This window comes from Streptomyces sp. NPDC052101 (assembly GCF_040680235.1).
Taxonomy (GTDB): domain Bacteria; phylum Actinomycetota; class Actinomycetes; order Streptomycetales; family Streptomycetaceae; genus Streptomyces.
The window spans coordinates 17,785-36,415 of sequence record NZ_JBFAWH010000038.1 but is presented as its reverse complement, the minus strand read 5'-3'; the positions used below and the strand labels follow the sequence as shown (position 1 = coordinate 36,415).

Below are 18,631 nucleotides of genomic sequence, written 5' to 3'. Positions count from 1 at the left end.
TTTCGTGCTAATCCAGAGTTTATGGCGATTATGGAGTTCCCGCTACATGACGGCGGTGCCGTGCTCGTCAGAGTCTCCGACGAGCAGGCGCCGGGCCCCATGCTCACCCGGGGCGCACCGACCTCCGCAGTGATCGAGAAGGCCGAGGGCACATTCGACTCCCTCGCCCACGCCGTGCGCGTGGTGGCTCATGGCATGGCTGTCCAGATGGACGACCTCGTCCAGCGCCCGGACGTCCTCCTTGTGGAATTCGGTGTCGAACTGAACGCCCAGGCCGGGGCGGTCATCACCTCGGCTGGCGCCACGGCTCAACTGAAAGTCAGCCTGACGTGGAACAAGGCCTGACACCGTGTCCTGAAGGCGCTTGCTGGTGAGAAGTCACGTCGCGCCTGGTGCGGCCCCGGATGCGGTTCAACAGCGCGGTCAGCGTGGCCGGGTACCAGGCGGCGCCTGTGCGCGAGGGTGCCGCCGCGCTCGGCGTACGCCGACATGTTCGGGGCCAACACCAGGCGCCTCCGGGTGGGCGCGGAAGAACCACGCCGGAGGCGCCCCATGCGCGTGGTGCGCTTCACGTAGGTCTCTTTCAAGTGCCGGTGCTTCAGCCCTTGTTGGAGCCGAGGGTCAGGCCGCTGACGAACTGGCGCTGGAGGGCGAAGTAGACGACCAGGGTGGGGATCGCCGTCAGGAGGGAGCCTGCCGCCACCAGGTTGGGGTCGGTGAAGTACTGGCCGGAGAGGTTGTTAAGGGCCGAGGTGATCGGCATGTTCTCGCCGGTCGAGATCAGGACGAGGGCCCAGAAGAAGTCGTTGTAGATCCAGATCGACAGCAGGGTGGCCAGGGCCGCCATCGCGGGCTTGCACAGCGGCAGCGTGATCTGCCAGTAGAGCCGCCATACCGAGGCGCCGTCGACCAGCGCGGCCTCCGTCAGCTCGTGCGGCAGCGAGCGCATGTAGTTGCTCAGCACGAAGGCACAGAAGCCGGACTGGAACGCCACGTGGATCAGGACCAGGCCGAGCGCGGAGTCGTACAGCTTGCCGCTCGCCGTGATGCCCGGCAGGTCCGTCAGCAGGTACAGCCGGTACAGCGGGGTGACGATGACCTGCTGGGGCAGCAGGTTGCCGGCTGTGAAGACCAGCAGCAGGGCCAGGTTGAGGCGGAAGTCGAAGCGGCTGACGTAGAACGCCACGCAGGAGGACAGGAACAGGGTCAGCAGGACGGCCGGTACCGCGATGACCAGCGTGTTGCCGAAGTAGTGCAGCATGTCCGACTGCTGGAAGGCGTTCGTGAAGTTCTCGAAGCTCAGCTTGTCGGGCCAGGAGACATAGCCCTTGGTGCTGGTCTCGCTGTACGGACGCAGCGCCGAGAAGATCGCCCACAGGAGCGGGGCCAGCCAGGCCAGGGCGGTGCCCGCGAGGAAGACGTGCAGCAGGACACGGGCGGGACGGACCGGGGCGCGGCGCTTCAGCGGGAGAGTGGTGCTGCTCATGCGCGGCGCTCCTTGCGGAAGGTGGCGATCAGATAGGGGATGATCACGGCTAGGGAGATCACAAGGAGCACCACGGCGATCGCGGAGCCGTAACCGATCCGGCTGGATTCGCCGATGATGTTGTTGGTCACCAGGATCGACAGCAACTCCGTGCCCTGGGCTCCCTTGTTGAAGACGAAGACCAGGTCGAAGGCGCGCAACGCCTCGATGATGGTGACGACCAGGACGACCGTGTTGGTCGGGCGCAGGGTGGGGAAGATGACGTTCTTGAACGTCTGCCACTCGCCCGCGCCGTCCAGCGCGGCGGCCTCCCTGAGCGAGGGGTCGACGCTCTTCAGGCCGGCCAGGTACAGGATCATCATGTAGCCGGTGTGCCGCCAGGACGCGGCGATGAGGACCGCCCAGAGGTTCAGGTGCGGGTCGCCGATCCAGTCGATGTAGTGGCCGGGCTTGTTGGCGCCGATGATGCTGTTGATCAGGCCGGTGTCCGGGTTGTAGACCAGCTGCCAGACGAAACCGATGCAGGCCATCGAGATGACGACCGGCAGGAAGAACGCGGTCTGGTAGACCCGGCTGAAGCGGATCCGCTTGTCCAGCTGCACGGCCAGGAACAGGCCGAACGGCGTCGGGATCAGGATCAGCACCACGAACCAGACCACGTTGTGCTGGACGGCCGGCCAGAACTGCGGGTTGTCGTTGAAGAGTTGCTTGAAGTTGTCCAGGCCCACCCACTTGATCGAGTCGAACCCGATGCCGTCCCAGGTGGTGAAGGCGAGGAAGATCGAGGCGATGGCGGTGACCCACACCAGGAGCACGTGCAGGATCGTGGGCACGCCCGCCATCAGGGCGAGCGTCATCCGGTCGCGGCGGGTCAGCAGGCGCCGGCGGCTCTGCACGGCCCGCTTCCTTTGCGGCTTGGGCCCCGCGGGCGGCACGGTGGCCGCCTGCGGGGTCTGCGTCGTCGTATCCGTCGTCATCGGGTCGCTCACTCGGACGCGAAGATCGTCTTCTTCTGGCGCTCGATGGACGACAGCAGGCTGTCCACGCCCTGGGGGTTCTGGAGGAACTTCTGCAGGCCCGGCTGCATCACCGTGGAGGTGAAGTCGGGCCGGGAGTCGCGGTCCATGAACTGGGTGAGGCTCTTGGCGCTGCCGATCATGTCGAACGCCTTCTTCTGCAGCGCCGAGTACGCGGAGGTGCTCGCCTTGCTGGAGGCGGCGACCACGCTCGGGTCGCCCTTGAGGTACATCTCCTCGGCCGCCGGAGAGCCCAGGTACTCCAGCAGCTTGACGACACCGGCGTGGTTCTTCGGGGCCTTGCTGACCATGAAGCCGTCGGTCGGCGCCTCGACCGTGTCCTGGCCGTACGCGGAGTTGATCTCAGGGAAGGGGAAGAAGTCGAGGTCGTCCAGGTCGGCCTTGTTCGTGAACTGCTGGGCCACGAAGGAGCCGAGGAGATACATGCCGGCCTTCTTCGAGACCAGCGTCTGCGCGGCGTCCTGCCAGGTACGGCCCATGAAGCCGTCCTGGTGGTAGGGGAGCAGCTCGGCCCAGTGGTCGAAGACGGCCTTCACCTTGGCGTCGGTCCAGGAGGCCTTGCCCGCCATCAGCTGCACATGGAAGTCGTAGCCGTTGAGGCGGAAGTTGATCTGGTCGAAGGTGCCCATGGCCGGCCAGGCGTCCTTGTCGCCGAAGGCGATCGGGATCAGGCCGTCCTTCTTCATCTGCTTGCACAGGGCCACGAGTTCGTCCCAGCCCGCGGGGACCTTGTAGCCGTGCTGCTGGAAGACGCTCTTGCGGTAGAAGATCGCCCAGGGGTACGTCGTCAGAGGCACGAAGTAGTACTTGCCGTCCTCGCCCTTGCTGAGCTTCTTCATCGCGTCCGGGAAATTGTCCCCGATCTTCTGCCACACGTCGTCGATCGGTGTGGCCAGCTTCTTCGCCGCGAAGAACTGCATGCGGTAACCGGCGAACCAGTTGAACACATCGTCCGGCGTGCCCTGCAGGTAGGAGTTGATCTGCTCCTGGAAGGTGTTGTGGTCCTTCGTGTTCACGGCGACCGTGATGCCGGACTGCTTCTTGAAGTCGGCGTACACGGCCTCGAAGGCCTTCTTCGGCACGGCGTCCGAGGCGTTGGAGCCGAGCGTGACGGTCTTCGGGTCGGAGGAGGAACCGCTGCCTCCACAGGCGGACAGCAAGGGTATGCCGGCACCGGCGAGCAGGGCGGCACCGCCCGCTCCGCGCAGCAGCGAGCGACGGCTGGGACCCGGGACGGAAAGACCGGAGGGGGAGAGGCGCATGGCGGCTCCTGAGGAATACAGGGCTCGGTCAAGGGGATGAGTTGATCACCGAAAGATCGTCGAAACCGCTCAGAAACCAACTCGACCGAACATCGTGGGCGTAATAACAGCCCCAAGTCCGCTCATGCGTCAATAGGTCGGCCTCCACTCGACGGTCTCTTGCCCGAAACGTAATCGTCATCGTTACCTGCGTGTTCGCCGCGGCGCAGGCGCGACAGCCCCCACGGCTCGGGCGGCCGTGGGGGCTGTGTGAACACGAGTGGTTCCGCTTCCGGTTCTGACCAGCGGTTCGGGTTCTGAGGGGCGGGGTTCGGGTTCCGGCGTTCAGGTTCTGGGGTTCGGGTTCCGGGTTCAGGTTCTTACGAGCAGCTGGAAGTCGAAGGCGTACCGCGAGGCCCGGTAGACATGGCTGCCGTACTCCACCGGCCGGCCCGTGACGTCGTACGCGGTGCGTCGCATGGTCAGCAGTGCCGCGCCCTCCCTCTCGTCCAGCAGGGCGCCCTCCTCGGCCGTCGCGCTGCGTGCGCCGATGGACTGGCGGGCGCTGTGCAGGACGATCCCGGCGGACCGCAGCATGCGGTACAGACCTGTCGACTCCAGCTGCCGGGTGGGGAGTTCGAGCAGGTCGGCCGGCAGGTAGTTGCACAGGAACGCCACCGGCTGGTCGTGGGTGCGGCGCAGCCGCTCCAGCGTGATGACCTCGGTGTGCTCGGGGAGGGCGAGGGCCGCGGCCACCTCCGGGGGCGCTGGGATCCGTTCGTTGCGCAGCACCCGGGTGGTCGGGCCCTGTCCGGCCGACTCCAGGTCGTCGTAGAGGCTGCTCAGCTCCAGCGGTCGCCTGACCTTGCTGTGCACGACCTGGGTGCCCACCCCGCGGCGGCGCACCAGCAGTCCCTTGTCGACCAGGGACTGGATGGCCTGGCGCACGGTGGGCCGGGACAGGCCGAGCCGTACGGAGAGGCCGGCCTCGTTGCCCAGGAGGTCGCCCGGGGCCAGCGTGCCGTGTTCGATGGCCGCCTCCAGCTGCTGGGCGAGCTGGTAGTAGAGCGGCACCGGGCTCGTGCGGTCCAGGGTGAAGGCGAGCGGGGCGAGCGCGCGATCACCCGGTGCCGTTCGCTGCTCGGTGCGGTGTACTGGGCTCATGCCTCTCAGGTGTAGGTCCGGGGAGGCGAAGGTGTCAATGGTTTGTACTTACATTCGGACCTGCTTGTGAAATGATGTCTTAACAAAGTATTGACAGCGGGCTCGCCAAGGACTTTGATCCCGTCCCAACGCAACAGCGTCCCTTCCCCCGTCGCACGCACAGTGAGGTGCAGGAAAGATGGACCGCTCTTCTCCCTCCCGCTTCCGGAGACTGGCCCCGGCCGTGGCCGTCGCCGCCGCGACCGCCCTGACGCTGGCGGGCTGCGCCAGCGCCCATGGCGGCAAGAAGGCCGAGGAGGCGGCACAGAACGCCTCGGCGGGCAAGGCCAACACCCCGCGCATGACCGTCGCCCTGGTCACGCACCAGGCACCCGGTGACACCTTCTGGGACACCGTCCGCAAGGGCGCCGAGGCCGCCGCGGCCAAGGACAACATCAAGCTCGTCTACTCCGCCGACCCCAACGCCGGCAACCAGGCCAACCTGGTGCAGAACGCGATCGACCAGAGGGTCGACGGCATCGCCGTCACCCTGGCCAAGCCGGACGCGATGAAGAGCGTCATAGGCAAGGCCCAGCAGGCCGGCATCCCCGTGGTGGGCCTGAACTCGGGCCTGAGCGACTGGAAGAAGCTCGGCCTGCTGGAGTTCTTCGGGCAGGACGAGAGCGTCGCGGGCGAGGCCTTCGGCGACAAGCTGAACACCACCGGCGCCAAGAAGATCGTCTGCGTGATCCAGGAGCAGGGCAATGTGGGTCTCACCCAGCGCTGCGACGGTGTGCAGAAGACGTTCAAGGGCACCACTGAGACGCTGTATGTGAACGGCACGGACATGCCGTCCGTGCGGTCGACGATCACGGCGAAGCTGAAGCAGGACAGCTCCATCGACACCGTCGTCACTCTCGGTGCCCCCTTCGCCCTCACCGCCGTGCAGTCGGTGGGCGACGCGGGCAGCAAGGCCGAGGTGGCCACCTTCGACCTGAACAAAGACCTGGTGAAGGCGGTCCAGAACAATTCGATCGAGTTCGCCGTCGACCAGCAGCCCTATCTGCAGGGCTACCTGGCGGTCGACGCACTGTGGCTCTACAAGTACAACGGCAACTACAGCGGTGGCGGGGTGCAGCCGGTACTGACCGGCCCGGCCTTCGTCGACAAGTCCAATGTCGACAAGGTCGCCGAGTTCGCCGCGAAGGGGACCCGGTGATGAGCATGGCGCAGCAGGCTGGGCCGGCCCTCGGCAGACCGCCGGCGTCCGGTCCCAAGGAGGCCGACGGCCGTACCGCCCGGCGCCCGCTGGCGCTGCGGCTGCTGGCCCGCCCCGAGGTGGGTGTCTTCCTCGGCGCGGCCGCCGTACTGGTCTTCTTCCTGATCGTCGCGCCTTCGGTCCGCCAGGGCAGCTCGATGGCCACGATCCTCTATCAGTCCTCGACGATCGGGATCATGGCGCTGCCGGTGGCACTGCTGATGATCGGCGGCGAGTTCGACCTGTCCTCCGGCGTCGCCGTGATCTCCTCGGCGCTGACCGCGAGCATGCTCAGCTACCAGCTGACCATGAACGTGTGGACCGGGGTGATCGTCGCCCTGGCGGTCTCGCTCGCGATCGGTTTCCTCAACGGCTGGATGGTCGTCAGGACCGGCCTGCCCAGCTTCCTGATCACCCTGGGCACATTCCTGATCCTGCAGGGTGTGAACCTGGCCGTGACGAAGTGGGTCACCGGCAATGTCGCCACCGACGACATCAGCGACATGGACGGCTTCGACCAGGCGAAGAAGGTCTTCGCGTCGAGCTTCGACGTCGGCGGCGTCCAGGTGAAGATCACGGTGGTGTGGTGGCTGGTCTTCGCCGCGTTGGCCACCTGGGTGCTGCTGCGCACCAAGTACGGCAACTGGATCTTCGCGGTCGGCGGCAACAAGGAGTCCGCGCGGGCGGTGGGTGTGCCGGTGACCTTCACCAAGATCACCCTGTTCATGCTGGTCGGCTTCGGCGCCTGGTTCATCGGCATGCACAACCTGTTCTCCTTCAACACCGTGCAGTCCGGTGAGGGCGTGGGCCAGGAGCTGATCTACATCGCGGCGGCCGTGATCGGCGGCTGCCTGCTCACCGGCGGCTACGGCTCCGCGATCGGCCCGGTCTTCGGCGCGTTCATGTTCGGCATGGTCAACCAGGGCATCGTCTACGCCGGCTGGAACCCCGACTGGTTCAAGGCGTTCCTCGGCGTGATGCTCCTGGGCGCCGTCCTGATCAATCTGTGGGTCCAGCGCACGGCGACCCGGAGGTAGCACGATGACTGACAAGGCAACCGGCTCGCACGGCGCGGTCCTCCAGGACGCCGTACCCCCGCAGAACGGCCCGCTGGTCGAACTGCGCGGCGCGGGCAAGTCCTACGGCAACGTCCGCGCCCTGCACGGCGTGGACCTCACCGTCCACGCCGGCCAGGTCACCTGCGTCCTGGGCGACAACGGCGCCGGCAAGTCCACCCTCATCAAGATCGTCTCCGGGTTGCACCAGCACACCGAGGGCGGGTTCCTCGTCGACGGCGCCCCGGTGCGCTTCAGCAGCCCGCGCGAGGCCCTGGACCGTGGCATCGCCACCGTCTACCAGGACCTGGCCACGGTGCCGTTGATGCCGGTGTGGCGCAACTTCTTCCTCGGCTCGGAGAAGACCAAGGGCCCCTGGCCGCTGCGGCGTCTGGACATCGCCGCGATGAAGACGACCGCCGACCACGAACTGCGCGAGATGGGCATCGTCCTGGACGACCTGGAACAGCCCATCGGCACCCTCTCCGGCGGCCAGCGCCAGTGCGTGGCCATCGCCCGCGCCGTCTACTTCGGCGCCCGCGTCCTCATCCTGGACGAGCCCACCGCCGCCCTCGGCGTCAAGCAGTCCGGCGTGGTGCTCAAGTACATCGCCGCCGCCCGCGACCGCGGTCTGGGCGTCATCTTCATCACCCACAACCCGCACCACGCCTACATGGTCGGCGACCACTTCAGCGTCCTGCGCCTGGGCACCCTCGAACTGTCCGCCGACCGCAGCGAGGTCTCTCTGGAGGAGCTGACCAACCACATGGCCGGCGGCGCAGAACTCGCCGCCCTCAAACACGAACTGGCCCAGGTACGCGGCGTCGACACCGAGGAACTCCCCGAAGAGAGCGACCTCACCGCACCCGTCGCACCCTCCCCGGAAGGAACCCCCTGACCATGGCCACCCCCACCCCGCTGGACCGTATCCGGGTCGGCTCGGCCCCCGACTCCTGGGGCGTCTGGTTCCCCGACGACCCGCGGCAGGTGCCCTGGGAACGCTTCCTCGACGAGGTCTGTGAAGCGGGCTACGAGTGGATCGAACTCGGCCCCTACGGCTACCTCCCCACCGACCCCGCGCGCCTCGGGGACGAGGTGGCCCGGCGGAACCTGAAGGTCTCGGCGGGCACGGTCTTCACCGGTATGCACCGCGGCCCGTCCGTCTGGGAGGAGACCTGGGCCCATGTCAGCCAGGTCGCCGCGCTCACCCAGGCGACGGGCGCGCGGCACCTGGTGGTCATCCCCTCCTTCTGGCGGGACGACAAGACCGCCGAGATCCTGGAGCCGCCGGAGCTGACCGGGGAGCAGTGGGCGCACCTGACCAAGGGCATGGAGCGGCTCGGCCACGAGGTCAAGGAGACATACGGCCTGGACATCGTCGTCCACCCGCACGCCGACACCCACATCGACACCGAGGACCACGTCGAGCGGTTCCTCGACTCCACCGACTCCGAGCTGGTCAACCTCTGCCTGGACACCGGGCACTACGCCTACTGCGGCGGGGACAGCGTCAAGCTCATCGAGACCTACGGCGAGCGCATCGGCTACCTCCATCTCAAGCAGGTCGACCCGCAGGTCCTGGCCGAGGTGCAGGCCAAGGGGACTCCGTTCGGGCCGGCCGTGGCCCAGGGCGTGATGTGCGAACCGCCCTCCGGCGTACCCGAGTTGGGCCCGGTGCTGGAGGCGGCGCAGCGACTGGGCATGGAGCTGTTCGCGATCGTCGAGCAGGACATGTACCCGTGCGAGCCGGACAAGCCGCTGCCGATCGCGGTGCGCACCCGGCGCTTCCTGCGGTCCTGCGGGGCCTGACCTGCCACAACACCGCGCAGGGGATCGTAGGGTCCCCTGCGCGGCGCTGTTCCTGCGGGGCCGCGACGGATTCGGACCCGCGATGGCCGGGAACGAACCGTTGCACGTGGGCGTTGACAACGATGACGGGGGACGCCCGCGAAGACGGGAGGACGAGATGACGCAGCGCGGGGAACTCGACGAGAGCGCACAGGACACCATCGACGCGGCGGTTCTGCGCCGCACCCGCTTCGGCTCACTGCCCGAGCGGATACGCCCACAGGACACGGTGGAGACCAGCCCGGCCACCAAGCCGGACCCGGACCGGGACACGTACAACCCCGACGAGTGGCTGATCCGTTACTGCGGCTGAGAAAGAGCCGCGGCTGAGACAGGGCTGCGGCTGAGACACACGGGCGACGCCGGGCAGGTGCCCGGCGCCGCCCCGTCGGCTCAGGCCTGCCGGACCTCCGCCAGCGTCACCGGCCGGTGCTCGTTGAGCGACAGGGTGCAGGCCTCGGCGATCCAGCCTGCCTCCAGCGCGTCCTCGACGGTGCAGGGGGAGGGACGGGTGCCGGCCACGACCTCGGTGAACGCGGTGAGTTCGGCGCGGTAGGCGTCGGTGAAGCGGTCCATGAAGAAGTCGTGCGGGGTGCCGGACGGGAAGGTCACCCCGGCTTCGACCGAGCGCAGCGGGAGCTTGTCGTCCAGGCCGACCGCGATCGAGTCCGCAAAGCCGTGCAGCTCCATACGGACGTCGTAACCCCGCGCGTTGTGGCGGGAGTTGGAGACCACCGCGATGGTGCCGTCGTCCAGGGTGAGGATCGCGCCGGTGGTGTCGGCGTCGCCCGCCTCCCTGATGTAGTCGGCGCCCCGGTTGCCGCCGACCGCGTACACCTCGGTGACCTCATGGCCGGTCACCCAGCGGATGATGTCGAAGTCGTGCACGGAGCAGTCACGGAAGATGCCACCGGACGCGGCGATGTACGCGGCCGGCGGCGGCGCCGGGTCCAGCGTCGTGGAGCGAACCGTGTGCAGCTTGCCCAGCTCGCCCGCCCGGACGGCGGCGCGCGCGGCGCTGAAGCCCGCGTCGAAGCGGCGGTTGTAGCCGATCTGGATCGGCACATCGCTGCCGCGCACGGCCTTCAGCACCTCGACGCCCTCGCTCATCGTCCTCGCGACGGGCTTCTCGCAGAAGACCGGGACGCCGGCCTCGACGCCGGCCAGGATCAGGGCGGGGTGGGCGTCGGTCGCGGCCGCCACCACGATGCCGTCCACGCCGGCGGCCAGCAGCGCCTCCGGCGAGTCCACGACCTCGGCCCCGAACCGCTCCGCGGCGGCCTTGGCCGCGTCCGCGAACGGGTCGGTGACGACGAGCGAGTCGACGGCGGCGAGGCCGGAGAGGGTCTCGGCATGGAAGGCGCCGATGCGGCCGAGGCCGAGGATTCCGATGCGCATGAGGATGAGGCTCCTTGCAGTTCTTACGGGGACGAGCGGAGAGAGAGGTTCAGTCGAGGCCGCCGAGCACGTTCTGGTCCCAGTCGATCACCGACCCGGTGACCACGCCGGAGCGATCGGACAGCAGGAACACCACGAAGTCGGCGATCTCGTCCGGTTGGCCCAGCTTGCCCATCGGCAGCTTCGCCGCGGCCTGCTCCCGCCAGTCGTCGCCGGCGCCGTGGAAGGCGCGCTGCGTGGCGTCCTCGCCCTCCGTGGCGGTCCAGCCGATGTTCAGGCCGTTGATCCGGATCCGGTCCCAGCGGTGGGCGTGCGCCGTGTTGCGGGTCAGGCCCACGAGGCCTGCCTTGGCGGCGACGTACGGCGCCAGGAACGGCTGACCGCCGTGCGCCGAGGAGGTGATGATGTTGACGATCGTGCCGGGCGCCTTGCGCGCCACCATGTCGGCGACCGCCGCCTGCATCGCGAAGAACGGCCCCTTGAGGTTGATCGCGACATGCGCGTCGAACAGCTCCGGGGTCGTGTCCAGCAGCGTGCCGCGCGAGGTCAGCCCCGCCGCGTTCACCAGGCAGTCGATCCGGCCGTAGCCGTCCACCACCTCGGCGACGGCCGCCTTGGCCTGATCCGCGTCCGCCAGATCGGCGCGCACGAACACCGCCCTGCCCCCGGCCGCCGCCAGCTCGGCCACCAGCGCCTCACCCGGTTCCGTACGGCGGCCGGTGACCGCCACGACGGCGCCCTCCCGGACGGCGGCCCGCGCGATCGCGGCACCGACCCCCTGGCTGCCTCCGTTGACCAGCACGACCTTGTCGTCGAGAAGTCCCATGACCTGTCCCTGACCTTCCTCAGCTCTCTCGGCGTTCCGCACCGGCCCGCAGCTCCGCACGGAGCCGCTCCGGGCTCCACTCCTCGCGCACCGCCCGCCGCAGCACGTCCGCCGGCGTGGGCGGGGCCAGACCGTCGACCGGCGGGTCGCTGTCGAGGTTGGTGGGGAAGGGGTAGCCCTCGGCGCTCGCCGCGATCACGTTCTCCAGCCATTCCCCGCCGGCACCCTCGGCCGCACGCCGCAGCAGCACCGGGAACACCGCGTTCGCCACGGCCTCCCGGTCCACCGTCTCCATCGCGCGCCCGAAGGCGGAGGAGACCTGCAGCAGATTGGCCGTGCGCCGCACGTCCGCCGTGCGGTTGGTGCCGGCGGCGTGGAAGAGCGCCGGGTTGAAGAAGGCCGCGTCGCCCTTGGCGAGCGGGAGCTGCACGTGGTGCGCCTCGAAGTACGCCCGGAACCCGGGCAGCCGCCAGGCCAGATAACCCGGCTCGTACCGCTGTGAGTACGGCAGCCAGAGCGTCGGACCCGACGCCACCGGCATGTCGCAGTGGGCGACCGCGCCCTGGAGGGTGAGCACCGGGGAGAGCCGGTGCACATGGGCCGGGTAGGCGGCCGCCGTCGTGTTGCTCAGGAAGCCGAGGTGGTAGTCACGGTGCGCGGTCTGCCCTGCGCCGCCCGGGTTGACCACGTTGACCTGCGAGGTCACCTGGTAGCCGGGGCCCAGCCAGGCCGAGGAGACCAGGGCCAGGACGTCGTTCGCGTAGTAGTCGGCGAACGCCTCCGCGTCGTACAGGGCCGTCTTCTCCAGCGCGTTCCACACCCGGTCGTTGGCGCCCGGGGCGGCGAAGTGGTCGCCGGCGCCGGCCCCGCAGGCCCGCTGCTCGGCGATCAACGCCTCGAAGACCTCGGTGACCCGGTCGACGACGGACGGGTCCGGGTAGGCACCCTTGACCACGACGATCCCCGGCCCGTCGGCGAACGCCCGCACCAGCTCCGCCCGCACGACGTACCGGTCCTCGGCGGTGCGCAGCCGCTCGCCCTCGTACACCAGGACGTTCTCCGCGACCGAGGCGGCGTGCGGGTAGTCCGCCAGATGTGTCGTCCGGTCGATCAGGGCACGGAAGGCGCCGAGGTCGCAGTCCTGCTCGGACAGCCAGACACGGCCTGGCACGGAAGCCACGGACATCGGTGTCCTTCTTTCGGTCACGAGAGCCGCACAGCCCTGTCATTCTTGTCAGTACAAACCCCTCGAACAACCAGCAGCCAGCCATCAAAAACCCCTCAAGGAGCCGGGCCATGGGCCATCCGTTCCCGATCCGGGAGATCGCACGCCAGGCGGGCCTCAGCGAGGCCACCGTGGACCGTGTGCTGAACGGCAGGGGAGGGGTGCGCGCGAGCACCGCGCAGGAGGTGCACCGGGCCATCGCCGACCTCGACCGGCAGCGCACCCAGGTCCGGCTGGTCGGCCGTACCTTCATGGTCGACATCGTGGTGCAGGCGCCCGACCGGTTCTCCACCGCCGTGCGCGCCGCCCTGGAGGCGGAACTGCCCTCCCTGCACCCGGCCGTGGTCCGCTCCCGCTTCCACTTCCGTGAGACCGGCCCGGCCGCCGAGCAGGTCAGGACCCTGGACCGGATCGCCCGGCGCGGCTCCCAGGGCGTCATCCTCAAGGCACCGGACGTCCCCGAGGTCACCGCCGCCGTGGGCCGCCTCACCGCGGCCGGCATCCCCGTCGTCACCCTCGTCACCGACCTGCCCGCCAGCGGCCGCCTCGGCTGCGTCGGCAGCGACAACCGCGCCGCCGGCGCCACCGCCGCCTACCTCATGGGCCAGTGGCTCGGCGATCGGTCCGGCAATGTCCTCACCAGCCTCAGCAGCGGCTTCTTCCGCAACGAGGAGGAGCGCGAGATGGGGTTCCGGAGCGTGATGCGGGCCCGGCACCCCGAGCGGACCCTGGTGGAGATCGCCGAGGGGCAGGGCCTGGACGCCACCCAGTACGACCTGGTCCGCGCCGCACTGCGACGGGACCCGGAGATCCGGGCCGTGTACTCCATCGGCGGAGGCAACGACGCCACCCTGCGCGCCTTCGCCGACCTCGGCCGCACCTGCGCGGTGTTCATCGCCCACGACCTCGACCAGGACAACACCCGGCTGCTGCGCGAGCACCGGCTGTCCGCCGTACTCCACCACGATCTGCGCCAGGACATGCGGGAGGCCTGCCATCTGGTGATGCGGGCACACGGTGCGCTGCCCCCGGCCGGCCCCGCGCTGCCGTCCGCGATCCAGGTCGTCACGCCGTACAACATGCCCGCGCAGACGGCCGAGTGAAGGGGGGGCGAGCCGGTGACCCGTACCGAGCACGTGGAGATCGAGGGCGTACCGCTGCTCGCGACCCTCGTACCGGGCAGCGACATCGGGCTGCTGGCCCTGCACGGCAGCCTCGAAGGAGGTACGGCCGAACTCGCCGACCTCGTGACCCGCCGCTGCGGTGCCACCAGCCTGGTCTTCACCCAGCCGGGCGTACGGCAGCCCGTGCACATCCCGTCCCCGCGCATGGCGGCCGCCCCCTGCGCACTGCTGCGGGAGTTCCTGGACCGGGTCTCCCTCACGGTCTCCCTGCACGGCCATGTGCGCCCCGGGGCACAGCACACGGTCTTCCTCGGCGGCGCCAACCGGGCCGCGGCCCATGTCGTCGCCGAGGCGTTCGCCGCACAGGCCCCGCATTTCCCGGCCGTCGTCGACCTGACGGCGATCCCGCCCGGCCTGCGCGGCGTACATCCCGCAAACCCGGTCAACCTGACCCGCCTCGGCGGAGTCCAGGTGGAACTGCCCCTTCAAGCCCGTACGAGCGGCGGCACCGACATCCCGCCGGGAGCGGTGGCCGACGCGCTGGCGGCGGGTGTGGAAGCACTGGGCAGGGCGGCTCCGGGAAGGGGCGCGACCAGCCACCGCGGCGCCCCGGACTCCTGACGGCATACCGTGGCACCTCCGGGGGCGCCCTCAGCCGACCCCGACCTCCACCCAGCAGCCCCGCTCGGCCGACCGGGTCATCGCGTCCAGCGCGGCACCGCTGGCCACCGCATCCGCGAGCGTCGCGCCGTAGGGCACACCCTCGGCGACGGACCGCACGAACCGATACGCCTCGATCACCTTCAGGTCGTCGTACCCCATCGCATTCGCCGCCCCCGGCTGGAACGCCGCGAACTCACCGGCACCCGGCCCGACGTACACCGTGCTGACGGGCTGGTCCTGATACGTTGAACCCCGGCTCACCGCCAGCTCGTTCATCCGCCGGAAGTCCCAGAGGACGGCCCCCTTCGTGCCATGCACCTCGAAGCCGTAGTTGTTCTGTTCGCCGACCGAGACCCGGCAGGCCTCCAGGACCCCGCGGGCGCCGGAGGCGAAGCGCAGCAGGCAGTTGACGTAGTCCTCGTTCTCGACCGGGCCGGGCTCGCCGCCGGAGGCGAGCGCGTGGCCGGCGGTGGCGCCGGTCGGGCGGGCGCGTTCCGGGAGGAAGATCGCGGTGTCGGCGGTGAGCGAGGCGATGTCGCCGAGCAGGAAGCGGGCCAGGTCGGCGCCGTGCGAGGCCAGGTCGCCGAGCACCCCGCTGCCGCCGCGCGCCCGCTCGTACCGCCAGGTCAGGGCGGAGTCCGGGTGGGCCGCGTAGTCGCTGAAGAGGCGGATGCGGACGTGGGTCACCGTGCCGATCTCACCCGAGGCGATCAGCTCGCGGGCGGCTTCGACGGCGGGCGCGTTGCGGTAGTTGAAACCGACCGCTCCCTGTACGCCGGCCTTGGCGACCGCGTCGGCGACGGCGCGGGCGTCCTCGGAGGTCAGTCCGACCGGCTTCTCGATCCAGATGTGCTTGCCGGCCTCGGCCATCGCCACGCCGATCTCCCGGTGCAGGAAGTTCGGCGCGGTGATGCTCACGGCCCGCACCCGGGGATCGGCGGCCACCTCCCGCCAGTCGCGGGTCGCGGAGGCGAACCCGAACTGCCCTGCGGCCTCCTCGGCCCGCCCCGGCACCTCCTCGGCGACGGTGATCAGCCGGGGGCGCAGGGGAAGACGCGGATAGTGGTGCGGCAGCCGCGCGTACGCCTGGGTGTGCACCCGGCCCATCCAGCCGAACCCGACGACGGCGACACCCAGCTCATCCACCATGACAGCCCCTCCTGGGCGCATTGGACCGGTCCATGTTCCTGTCCAGACCACCTTTGTTCGGACATGGGCCCGTGTCAACCCTCCGAAAGCGGAACCACGAGGAAACGACGGGGACAGAGGATGCCCGGTCATCCCATTGGCGATGCCCGGTCGCCCCTTTGACAGAGCGGCACACGGCATGGAACGGTCCATGTCATGAGACAGCCGACCATCCGTGACGTGGCCGAACAGGCCGGAGTGTCCAAGTCACTGGTCTCGCTGGTGCTGCGCGACTCGGGACCGGTCAGCCCCGTGAAGCGGGAGGCGGTGCTGCGGGCCGTGCGCGAGCTGGGCTACCGGCCCAACGCGGCCGCCCGCAGCCTGAGCGAACAGCGCACCCGCACGGTCGGCGTCCTCCTCGACGACCTGCGCAACCCCTGGTTCGTCGATCTCCTCGACGGCCTCAACTCCCCGCTGCACGCCGCCGGTCTGCACATGCTGCTCGCCGACGCCAGGTTGAACCGGCGGACGGGGCACGACCTCGCCGAACCGTTCCTGGACCTGGGCGTCGACGGGCTGGTGATCGTCGGCACGGTTCCCGGCGCGGGCGGTCTCGGCGTGCTCGCGCAGCGGATGCCGGTGGTCGTGGCGGGCGCCCGCGAGCCGCAGCCGGCGGGCGTGGACGTCGTCGCCGGGGACGACGAGCACGGGGCCCGGCTCGCCACCGAGCATCTGCTCGGCCTCGGCCACCGCAGGATCGCCCACCTGGCGGGCCACGGCGCGGTCGGCGCGTTGCGCCGGCGCGGCTTCGAGGCGGCGATGCGGGCACACGGCGCCGAACCGGTCGTGGAACAGGGCGACCTGACCGAGGAGGGCGGCTACCGGGCGACCGTGCGCCTGCTCAGCCGTCCCGAGCGGCCGACGGCACTCTTCGCCGTCAACGACATGGCGTCGGTGGGCGCGCTCTCGGCGGCCGGGGAACTGGGGCTGGGCGTACCGCGCGATCTCTCGGTGGCCGGCTACGACAACACCAGCATCTCCCGGCTGCGGCACCTCTGGCTGACCACCGTCGACACCGCCCCGCACGAGATCGGCCGGCGCGCCGCCCGTTGCCTGCTCGACCGGTTCGAGCGGCCGGACCGCGAGGGGCGCGTCCACCTCGCCGAACCGACACTGGAGATCCGGGGTACGACGGCGCCGCCCTCCTGAGGCGTCCTCACAGGGTGATCGCGTACGCCTTGCGCAGTGTCTCGTGCACCGTCCATGTCGTACGGTCGCCCGCGCGCAGCACGGCCATGTCGCCCGGTCCCACCGTCAGCGTCGGCCCGTCCGCGATCTCGATCGTCGCCGAACCGCTGATCACCACGAACAGCTCGTCCGCCTCCGTGTCGGTGACCACGCCGGGCGTGATCTGCCAGATCCCGCGGATCTGCCGGCCGTCCGGCGACTCCCAGACCACCTTTCCGGTGACCTCCGGATCCCCGGAGACGATCTGCTCCGGGTCGAGGGGCTCGGGTACCAGGTCGGCGTCGGGGATGTGCAGTGCGAAGCTGTGCGTCATGCGGCGAGCCTAGCCAGCGCCCGGGGCGCGCCGCCGTCGACAGAGTGTGGGGCGTCGGGGCTGGTGGGAGGACACTTCGTCGGTCCGTGCGGACTGGCGGACCGGGCCGCCTCGGGTGATCGTGGGGAACATGGCTGACTCCCCGGCGGTCGGCACGGCGCCGTCACCGCCCCGGCAGCACGACACACGCGAGGTCGTGCTGTTCGGCGGGGTGTACGGAGCCGTCCTCGCCAGCTCGATGGTGGCGGCGCTCAGCCAGTACGGGCACACGTCCGCCAAGGTCCGTGGCTATGACGCCGCCTGGGTGCTGGTGACCGCGCTCGCCTCCGCCCTGGCCCACGGCTACGCCCACTACATCGCCGAGCGGGCCCCGCATCGCCGCTGGGACGTGCTGCGCACGCTGCGGGACGAGTGGCCGCTGGTCGCGGCCGTCCTGCCCACGGTCTTCGTGCTGGCGGGCGCGCACTGGGGATGGTGGGCGGCGAAAGGCGTCGAGTACGCGGCGTTCGTCCTCAACATCCTGATCCTGTTCGTGCTCGGCGTGATCACCGCCCGCTGGTCCGCGCGGAGTTGGCCGACGGCGGTCCTCATGGGCGTCGGGGACGCGCTGCTGGGCCTGTTCGTGGTGGTGGCGAACGCGCTGATCAAGTAGGCGGAGGTACGCGCTGGGCCCCCTGGCGTCAGCGGCCGGTGCGTACGCCGTCCCGCGCGATCGCGAGGACCCGGTCGCGCTGGGCGTCGTCGTCGAACGCCGGAAGATCTCCGATAGACGCTCTCGAACAGGTCGCGGCGGGTGGGGAAGTTGCGGTACAGCGTGCCGATGCCGATGCCGATGCCGATGCCGATGCCGATGCCGATGCCGATGCCGACGCCGACGCCCGCGCGGCGCGCGATGTCTTCCAGGGAGGCGTTCGAGCCGTGCTCCGGGAACGCCTCGCGGGCGGCGGCGAGCAGGGAATCGAAGGTGCGGGCGGCGTCCTCCCGGACCGCCTGGAGCCCCGCGTCGGTGCCAAGGCGCTCCTCACCACCGGCGCCGCACTCGGCGCGCCGGCCTGCGGCTTCCTCACCCTCTGGCACGACGCCCAGTGACAGACAGCCGTGATCGCGGGGCTCTTCGGCCTGGGTATCGGACTGGTCTTCGCCGCCATGGCCAACCTCGTCGTCGACAGCGTCCCGCCCGAGCAGACCGGCGCCGCGACCGGCATGAACGCCGACATCCGCACCATCGGCGGCTCCATCGGCGCCGCGCTCACCAGCGTCCTGGTCACCGGCCGGCTCCAGCCTTACGGCTCCGGCCACACCCACGGCTGGGCCCTGCTCGCCCTGCTCTGCCTGGCCGCGGCCGGCGCCGCCCTCCTGGTGCCGGTCCGCCGCCAGGGCCGTACGACGCTCCCCACCGCCACCGGGGCGACACGGGCACCCGCTCAGGTGCGGTAGGGTTGACCTGCGTGATCACACGGGGCACCCGGGTGAGACCGCAACGGGACGTGGCGCAGCTTGGTAGCGCACTTGACTGGGGGTCAAGGGGTCGCAGGTTCAAATCCTGTCGTCCCGACTAGAGGAACACTGATAGTCGCAGATCAGAGCCCTACTTCACATCACGTGAGGCAGGGCTCTTGATCGTTTTCCGGGTCACGT

At 69.8% G+C, this 18,631-nt stretch carries 19 protein-coding genes, 1 tRNA gene and 2 pseudogenes; 12 read left to right on the top strand and 10 right to left on the bottom strand.

Going from position 1 to position 18,631, the window contains the following annotated elements:
• Positions 1–21: 21 nt before the first annotated feature.
• Positions 22–345, top strand: a complete 324-nt coding sequence (locus AB0L75_RS37905; RefSeq protein WP_365190612.1) for a CU044_2847 family protein — start codon at positions 22–24, stop codon at positions 343–345.
• A 253-nt stretch (positions 346–598) separates the two neighbouring features.
• Here the strand turns inward: AB0L75_RS37905 and AB0L75_RS37900 are convergent, their stop codons facing one another.
• The 4 genes from AB0L75_RS37900 to AB0L75_RS37885 all read right to left on the bottom strand — a co-directional run bounded on the left by AB0L75_RS37900 (position 599) and on the right by AB0L75_RS37885 (position 4,928).
• On the bottom strand, positions 599–1,486 hold the full coding sequence (locus tag AB0L75_RS37900) for a carbohydrate ABC transporter permease (RefSeq protein ID WP_365190610.1): 888 nt from the start codon (positions 1,484–1,486) through the stop codon (positions 599–601).
• Positions 1,483–2,463, bottom strand: coding sequence for a sugar ABC transporter permease (locus tag AB0L75_RS37895; protein ID WP_365190608.1), 981 nt, complete (start codon positions 2,461–2,463; stop codon positions 1,483–1,485). Before AB0L75_RS37895 ends, AB0L75_RS37900 begins: the two co-directional genes overlap by 4 nt.
• Before the next feature lie 8 nt (positions 2,464–2,471).
• The gene (locus tag AB0L75_RS37890) at positions 2,472–3,785 is read right to left on the bottom strand and encodes an ABC transporter substrate-binding protein (RefSeq protein WP_365190607.1); all 1,314 of its coding nucleotides are present in this window, start codon (positions 3,783–3,785) and stop codon (positions 2,472–2,474) included.
• 351 nt (positions 3,786–4,136) lie between these two features.
• Positions 4,137–4,928 (bottom strand): GntR family transcriptional regulator, encoded by a 792-nt coding sequence (locus tag AB0L75_RS37885; protein ID WP_365190606.1) that lies wholly within the window; start codon positions 4,926–4,928, stop codon positions 4,137–4,139.
• A gap of 178 nt (positions 4,929–5,106) precedes the next feature.
• Here AB0L75_RS37885 and AB0L75_RS37880 point away from each other — a divergent pair, with 178 nt between their 5' ends.
• The 5 genes from AB0L75_RS37880 to AB0L75_RS37860 all read left to right on the top strand — a co-directional run bounded on the left by AB0L75_RS37880 (position 5,107) and on the right by AB0L75_RS37860 (position 9,381).
• Positions 5,107–6,126 (top strand): substrate-binding domain-containing protein, encoded by a 1,020-nt coding sequence (locus AB0L75_RS37880; protein WP_365190604.1) that lies wholly within the window; start codon positions 5,107–5,109, stop codon positions 6,124–6,126.
• Positions 6,126–7,202, top strand: a complete 1,077-nt coding sequence (locus AB0L75_RS37875; protein ID WP_365190602.1) for an ABC transporter permease — start codon at positions 6,126–6,128, stop codon at positions 7,200–7,202. Before AB0L75_RS37880 ends, AB0L75_RS37875 begins: the two co-directional genes overlap by 1 nt.
• Positions 7,203–7,206: 4 nt before the next feature.
• On the top strand, positions 7,207–8,118 hold the full coding sequence (locus tag AB0L75_RS37870) for an ATP-binding cassette domain-containing protein (RefSeq protein ID WP_365190600.1): 912 nt from the start codon (positions 7,207–7,209) through the stop codon (positions 8,116–8,118).
• A gap of 2 nt (positions 8,119–8,120) precedes the next feature.
• On the top strand, positions 8,121–9,029 hold the full coding sequence (locus AB0L75_RS37865; protein WP_365190599.1) for a sugar phosphate isomerase/epimerase: 909 nt from the start codon (positions 8,121–8,123) through the stop codon (positions 9,027–9,029).
• 157 nt (positions 9,030–9,186) lie between these two features.
• Positions 9,187–9,381 carry a hypothetical protein gene (locus AB0L75_RS37860; RefSeq protein WP_365190597.1) on the top strand — a complete coding sequence of 65 codons (195 nt, stop codon included), beginning with the start codon at positions 9,187–9,189 and terminating at the stop codon, positions 9,379–9,381.
• A gap of 80 nt (positions 9,382–9,461) precedes the next feature.
• Here the strand turns inward: AB0L75_RS37860 and AB0L75_RS37855 are convergent, their stop codons facing one another.
• Genes AB0L75_RS37855 through AB0L75_RS37845 form a run of 3 tightly spaced genes read right to left on the bottom strand, consistent with a single transcriptional unit; the run spans position 9,462 to position 12,478 of the window.
• Positions 9,462–10,466 carry a Gfo/Idh/MocA family oxidoreductase gene (locus tag AB0L75_RS37855; protein WP_365190595.1) on the bottom strand — a complete coding sequence of 335 codons (1,005 nt, stop codon included), beginning with the start codon at positions 10,464–10,466 and terminating at the stop codon, positions 9,462–9,464.
• Between the two features lie 49 nt (positions 10,467–10,515).
• Positions 10,516–11,292, bottom strand: a complete 777-nt coding sequence (locus AB0L75_RS37850) for an SDR family oxidoreductase (RefSeq protein WP_365190594.1) — start codon at positions 11,290–11,292, stop codon at positions 10,516–10,518.
• A gap of 19 nt (positions 11,293–11,311) precedes the next feature.
• Positions 11,312–12,478, bottom strand: a complete 1,167-nt coding sequence (locus tag AB0L75_RS37845; protein ID WP_365190592.1) for a phytanoyl-CoA dioxygenase family protein — start codon at positions 12,476–12,478, stop codon at positions 11,312–11,314.
• Between the two features lie 110 nt (positions 12,479–12,588).
• Between AB0L75_RS37845 and AB0L75_RS37840 the strand changes: the two genes are divergently transcribed.
• Together AB0L75_RS37840 and AB0L75_RS37835 are read left to right on the top strand one after the other, a co-directional pair.
• Positions 12,589–13,620 carry a LacI family DNA-binding transcriptional regulator gene (locus AB0L75_RS37840; RefSeq protein ID WP_365190591.1) on the top strand — a complete coding sequence of 344 codons (1,032 nt, stop codon included), beginning with the start codon at positions 12,589–12,591 and terminating at the stop codon, positions 13,618–13,620.
• Between the two features lie 15 nt (positions 13,621–13,635).
• Positions 13,636–14,262 carry a poly-gamma-glutamate hydrolase family protein gene (locus tag AB0L75_RS37835; RefSeq protein WP_365190589.1) on the top strand — a complete coding sequence of 209 codons (627 nt, stop codon included), beginning with the start codon at positions 13,636–13,638 and terminating at the stop codon, positions 14,260–14,262.
• A 30-nt stretch (positions 14,263–14,292) separates the two neighbouring features.
• Here the strand turns inward: AB0L75_RS37835 and AB0L75_RS37830 are convergent, their stop codons facing one another.
• Positions 14,293–15,453, bottom strand: coding sequence for a Gfo/Idh/MocA family oxidoreductase (locus tag AB0L75_RS37830; protein ID WP_365190588.1), 1,161 nt, complete (start codon positions 15,451–15,453; stop codon positions 14,293–14,295).
• Between the two features lie 195 nt (positions 15,454–15,648).
• On the opposite strand from AB0L75_RS37830, the gene AB0L75_RS37825 reads away from it, so the two are divergent.
• Positions 15,649–16,641, top strand: a complete 993-nt coding sequence (locus tag AB0L75_RS37825) for a LacI family DNA-binding transcriptional regulator (protein ID WP_365190586.1) — start codon at positions 15,649–15,651, stop codon at positions 16,639–16,641.
• Between the two features lie 7 nt (positions 16,642–16,648).
• Here AB0L75_RS37825 and AB0L75_RS37820 read toward each other — a convergent pair whose 3' ends face one another.
• Entirely contained in the window at positions 16,649–16,993 is a 345-nt protein-coding gene (locus AB0L75_RS37820; protein ID WP_365190585.1) for a cupin domain-containing protein, read from the bottom strand.
• A gap of 130 nt (positions 16,994–17,123) precedes the next feature.
• Between AB0L75_RS37820 and AB0L75_RS37815 the strand changes: the two genes are divergently transcribed.
• Positions 17,124–17,645, top strand: coding sequence for a hypothetical protein (locus tag AB0L75_RS37815; protein ID WP_365190583.1), 522 nt, complete (start codon positions 17,124–17,126; stop codon positions 17,643–17,645).
• 113 nt (positions 17,646–17,758) lie between these two features.
• Here AB0L75_RS37815 and AB0L75_RS37810 read toward each other — a convergent pair.
• Positions 17,759–17,947: pseudogene (locus AB0L75_RS37810) on the bottom strand (TetR family transcriptional regulator); the annotation flags it as partial.
• An 18-nt stretch (positions 17,948–17,965) separates the two neighbouring features.
• Here AB0L75_RS37810 and AB0L75_RS37805 point away from each other — a divergent pair.
• Both AB0L75_RS37805 and AB0L75_RS37800 read left to right on the top strand, forming a co-directional pair.
• Positions 17,966–18,430, top strand: a pseudogene (locus tag AB0L75_RS37805) (MFS transporter); the annotation flags it as partial.
• 44 nt (positions 18,431–18,474) lie between these two features.
• Positions 18,475–18,548: transfer RNA gene (locus AB0L75_RS37800), tRNA-Pro, on the top strand.
• Positions 18,549–18,631 lie beyond the last annotated feature (83 nt).

What these genes read in the sequence shown, in the direction of transcription:
- AB0L75_RS37890 (WP_365190607.1), bottom strand. Translation starts at nt 3,785, where the DNA reads ATGCGCCTCTCCCCCTCCGGTCTTTCCGTCCCGGGTCCCAGCCGTCGC.
- AB0L75_RS37855 (WP_365190595.1), bottom strand. Translation starts at nt 10,466, where the DNA reads ATGCGCATCGGAATCCTCGGCCTCGGCCGCATCGGCGCCTTCCATGCC.
- AB0L75_RS37905 (WP_365190612.1), top strand. Translation starts at nt 22, where the DNA reads ATGGCGATTATGGAGTTCCCGCTACATGACGGCGGTGCCGTGCTCGTC.
- AB0L75_RS37880 (WP_365190604.1), top strand. Translation starts at nt 5,107, where the DNA reads ATGGACCGCTCTTCTCCCTCCCGCTTCCGGAGACTGGCCCCGGCCGTG.
- AB0L75_RS37820 (WP_365190585.1), bottom strand. Translation starts at nt 16,993, where the DNA reads ATGACGCACAGCTTCGCACTGCACATCCCCGACGCCGACCTGGTACCC.
- AB0L75_RS37850 (WP_365190594.1), bottom strand. Translation starts at nt 11,292, where the DNA reads ATGGGACTTCTCGACGACAAGGTCGTGCTGGTCAACGGAGGCAGCCAG.
- AB0L75_RS37865 (WP_365190599.1), top strand. Translation starts at nt 8,121, where the DNA reads ATGGCCACCCCCACCCCGCTGGACCGTATCCGGGTCGGCTCGGCCCCC.
- AB0L75_RS37885 (WP_365190606.1), bottom strand. Translation starts at nt 4,928, where the DNA reads ATGAGCCCAGTACACCGCACCGAGCAGCGAACGGCACCGGGTGATCGC.
- AB0L75_RS37830 (WP_365190588.1), bottom strand. Translation starts at nt 15,453, where the DNA reads ATGGTGGATGAGCTGGGTGTCGCCGTCGTCGGGTTCGGCTGGATGGGC.
- AB0L75_RS37860 (WP_365190597.1), top strand. Translation starts at nt 9,187, where the DNA reads ATGACGCAGCGCGGGGAACTCGACGAGAGCGCACAGGACACCATCGAC.
- AB0L75_RS37895 (WP_365190608.1), bottom strand. Translation starts at nt 2,463, where the DNA reads ATGACGACGGATACGACGACGCAGACCCCGCAGGCGGCCACCGTGCCG.
- AB0L75_RS37870 (WP_365190600.1), top strand. Translation starts at nt 7,207, where the DNA reads ATGACTGACAAGGCAACCGGCTCGCACGGCGCGGTCCTCCAGGACGCC.
- AB0L75_RS37845 (WP_365190592.1), bottom strand. Translation starts at nt 12,478, where the DNA reads ATGTCCGTGGCTTCCGTGCCAGGCCGTGTCTGGCTGTCCGAGCAGGAC.
- AB0L75_RS37900 (WP_365190610.1), bottom strand. Translation starts at nt 1,486, where the DNA reads ATGAGCAGCACCACTCTCCCGCTGAAGCGCCGCGCCCCGGTCCGTCCC.
- AB0L75_RS37875 (WP_365190602.1), top strand. Translation starts at nt 6,126, where the DNA reads ATGAGCATGGCGCAGCAGGCTGGGCCGGCCCTCGGCAGACCGCCGGCG.
- AB0L75_RS37825 (WP_365190586.1), top strand. Translation starts at nt 15,649, where the DNA reads ATGAGACAGCCGACCATCCGTGACGTGGCCGAACAGGCCGGAGTGTCC.
- AB0L75_RS37815 (WP_365190583.1), top strand. Translation starts at nt 17,124, where the DNA reads ATGGCTGACTCCCCGGCGGTCGGCACGGCGCCGTCACCGCCCCGGCAG.
- AB0L75_RS37840 (WP_365190591.1), top strand. Translation starts at nt 12,589, where the DNA reads ATGGGCCATCCGTTCCCGATCCGGGAGATCGCACGCCAGGCGGGCCTC.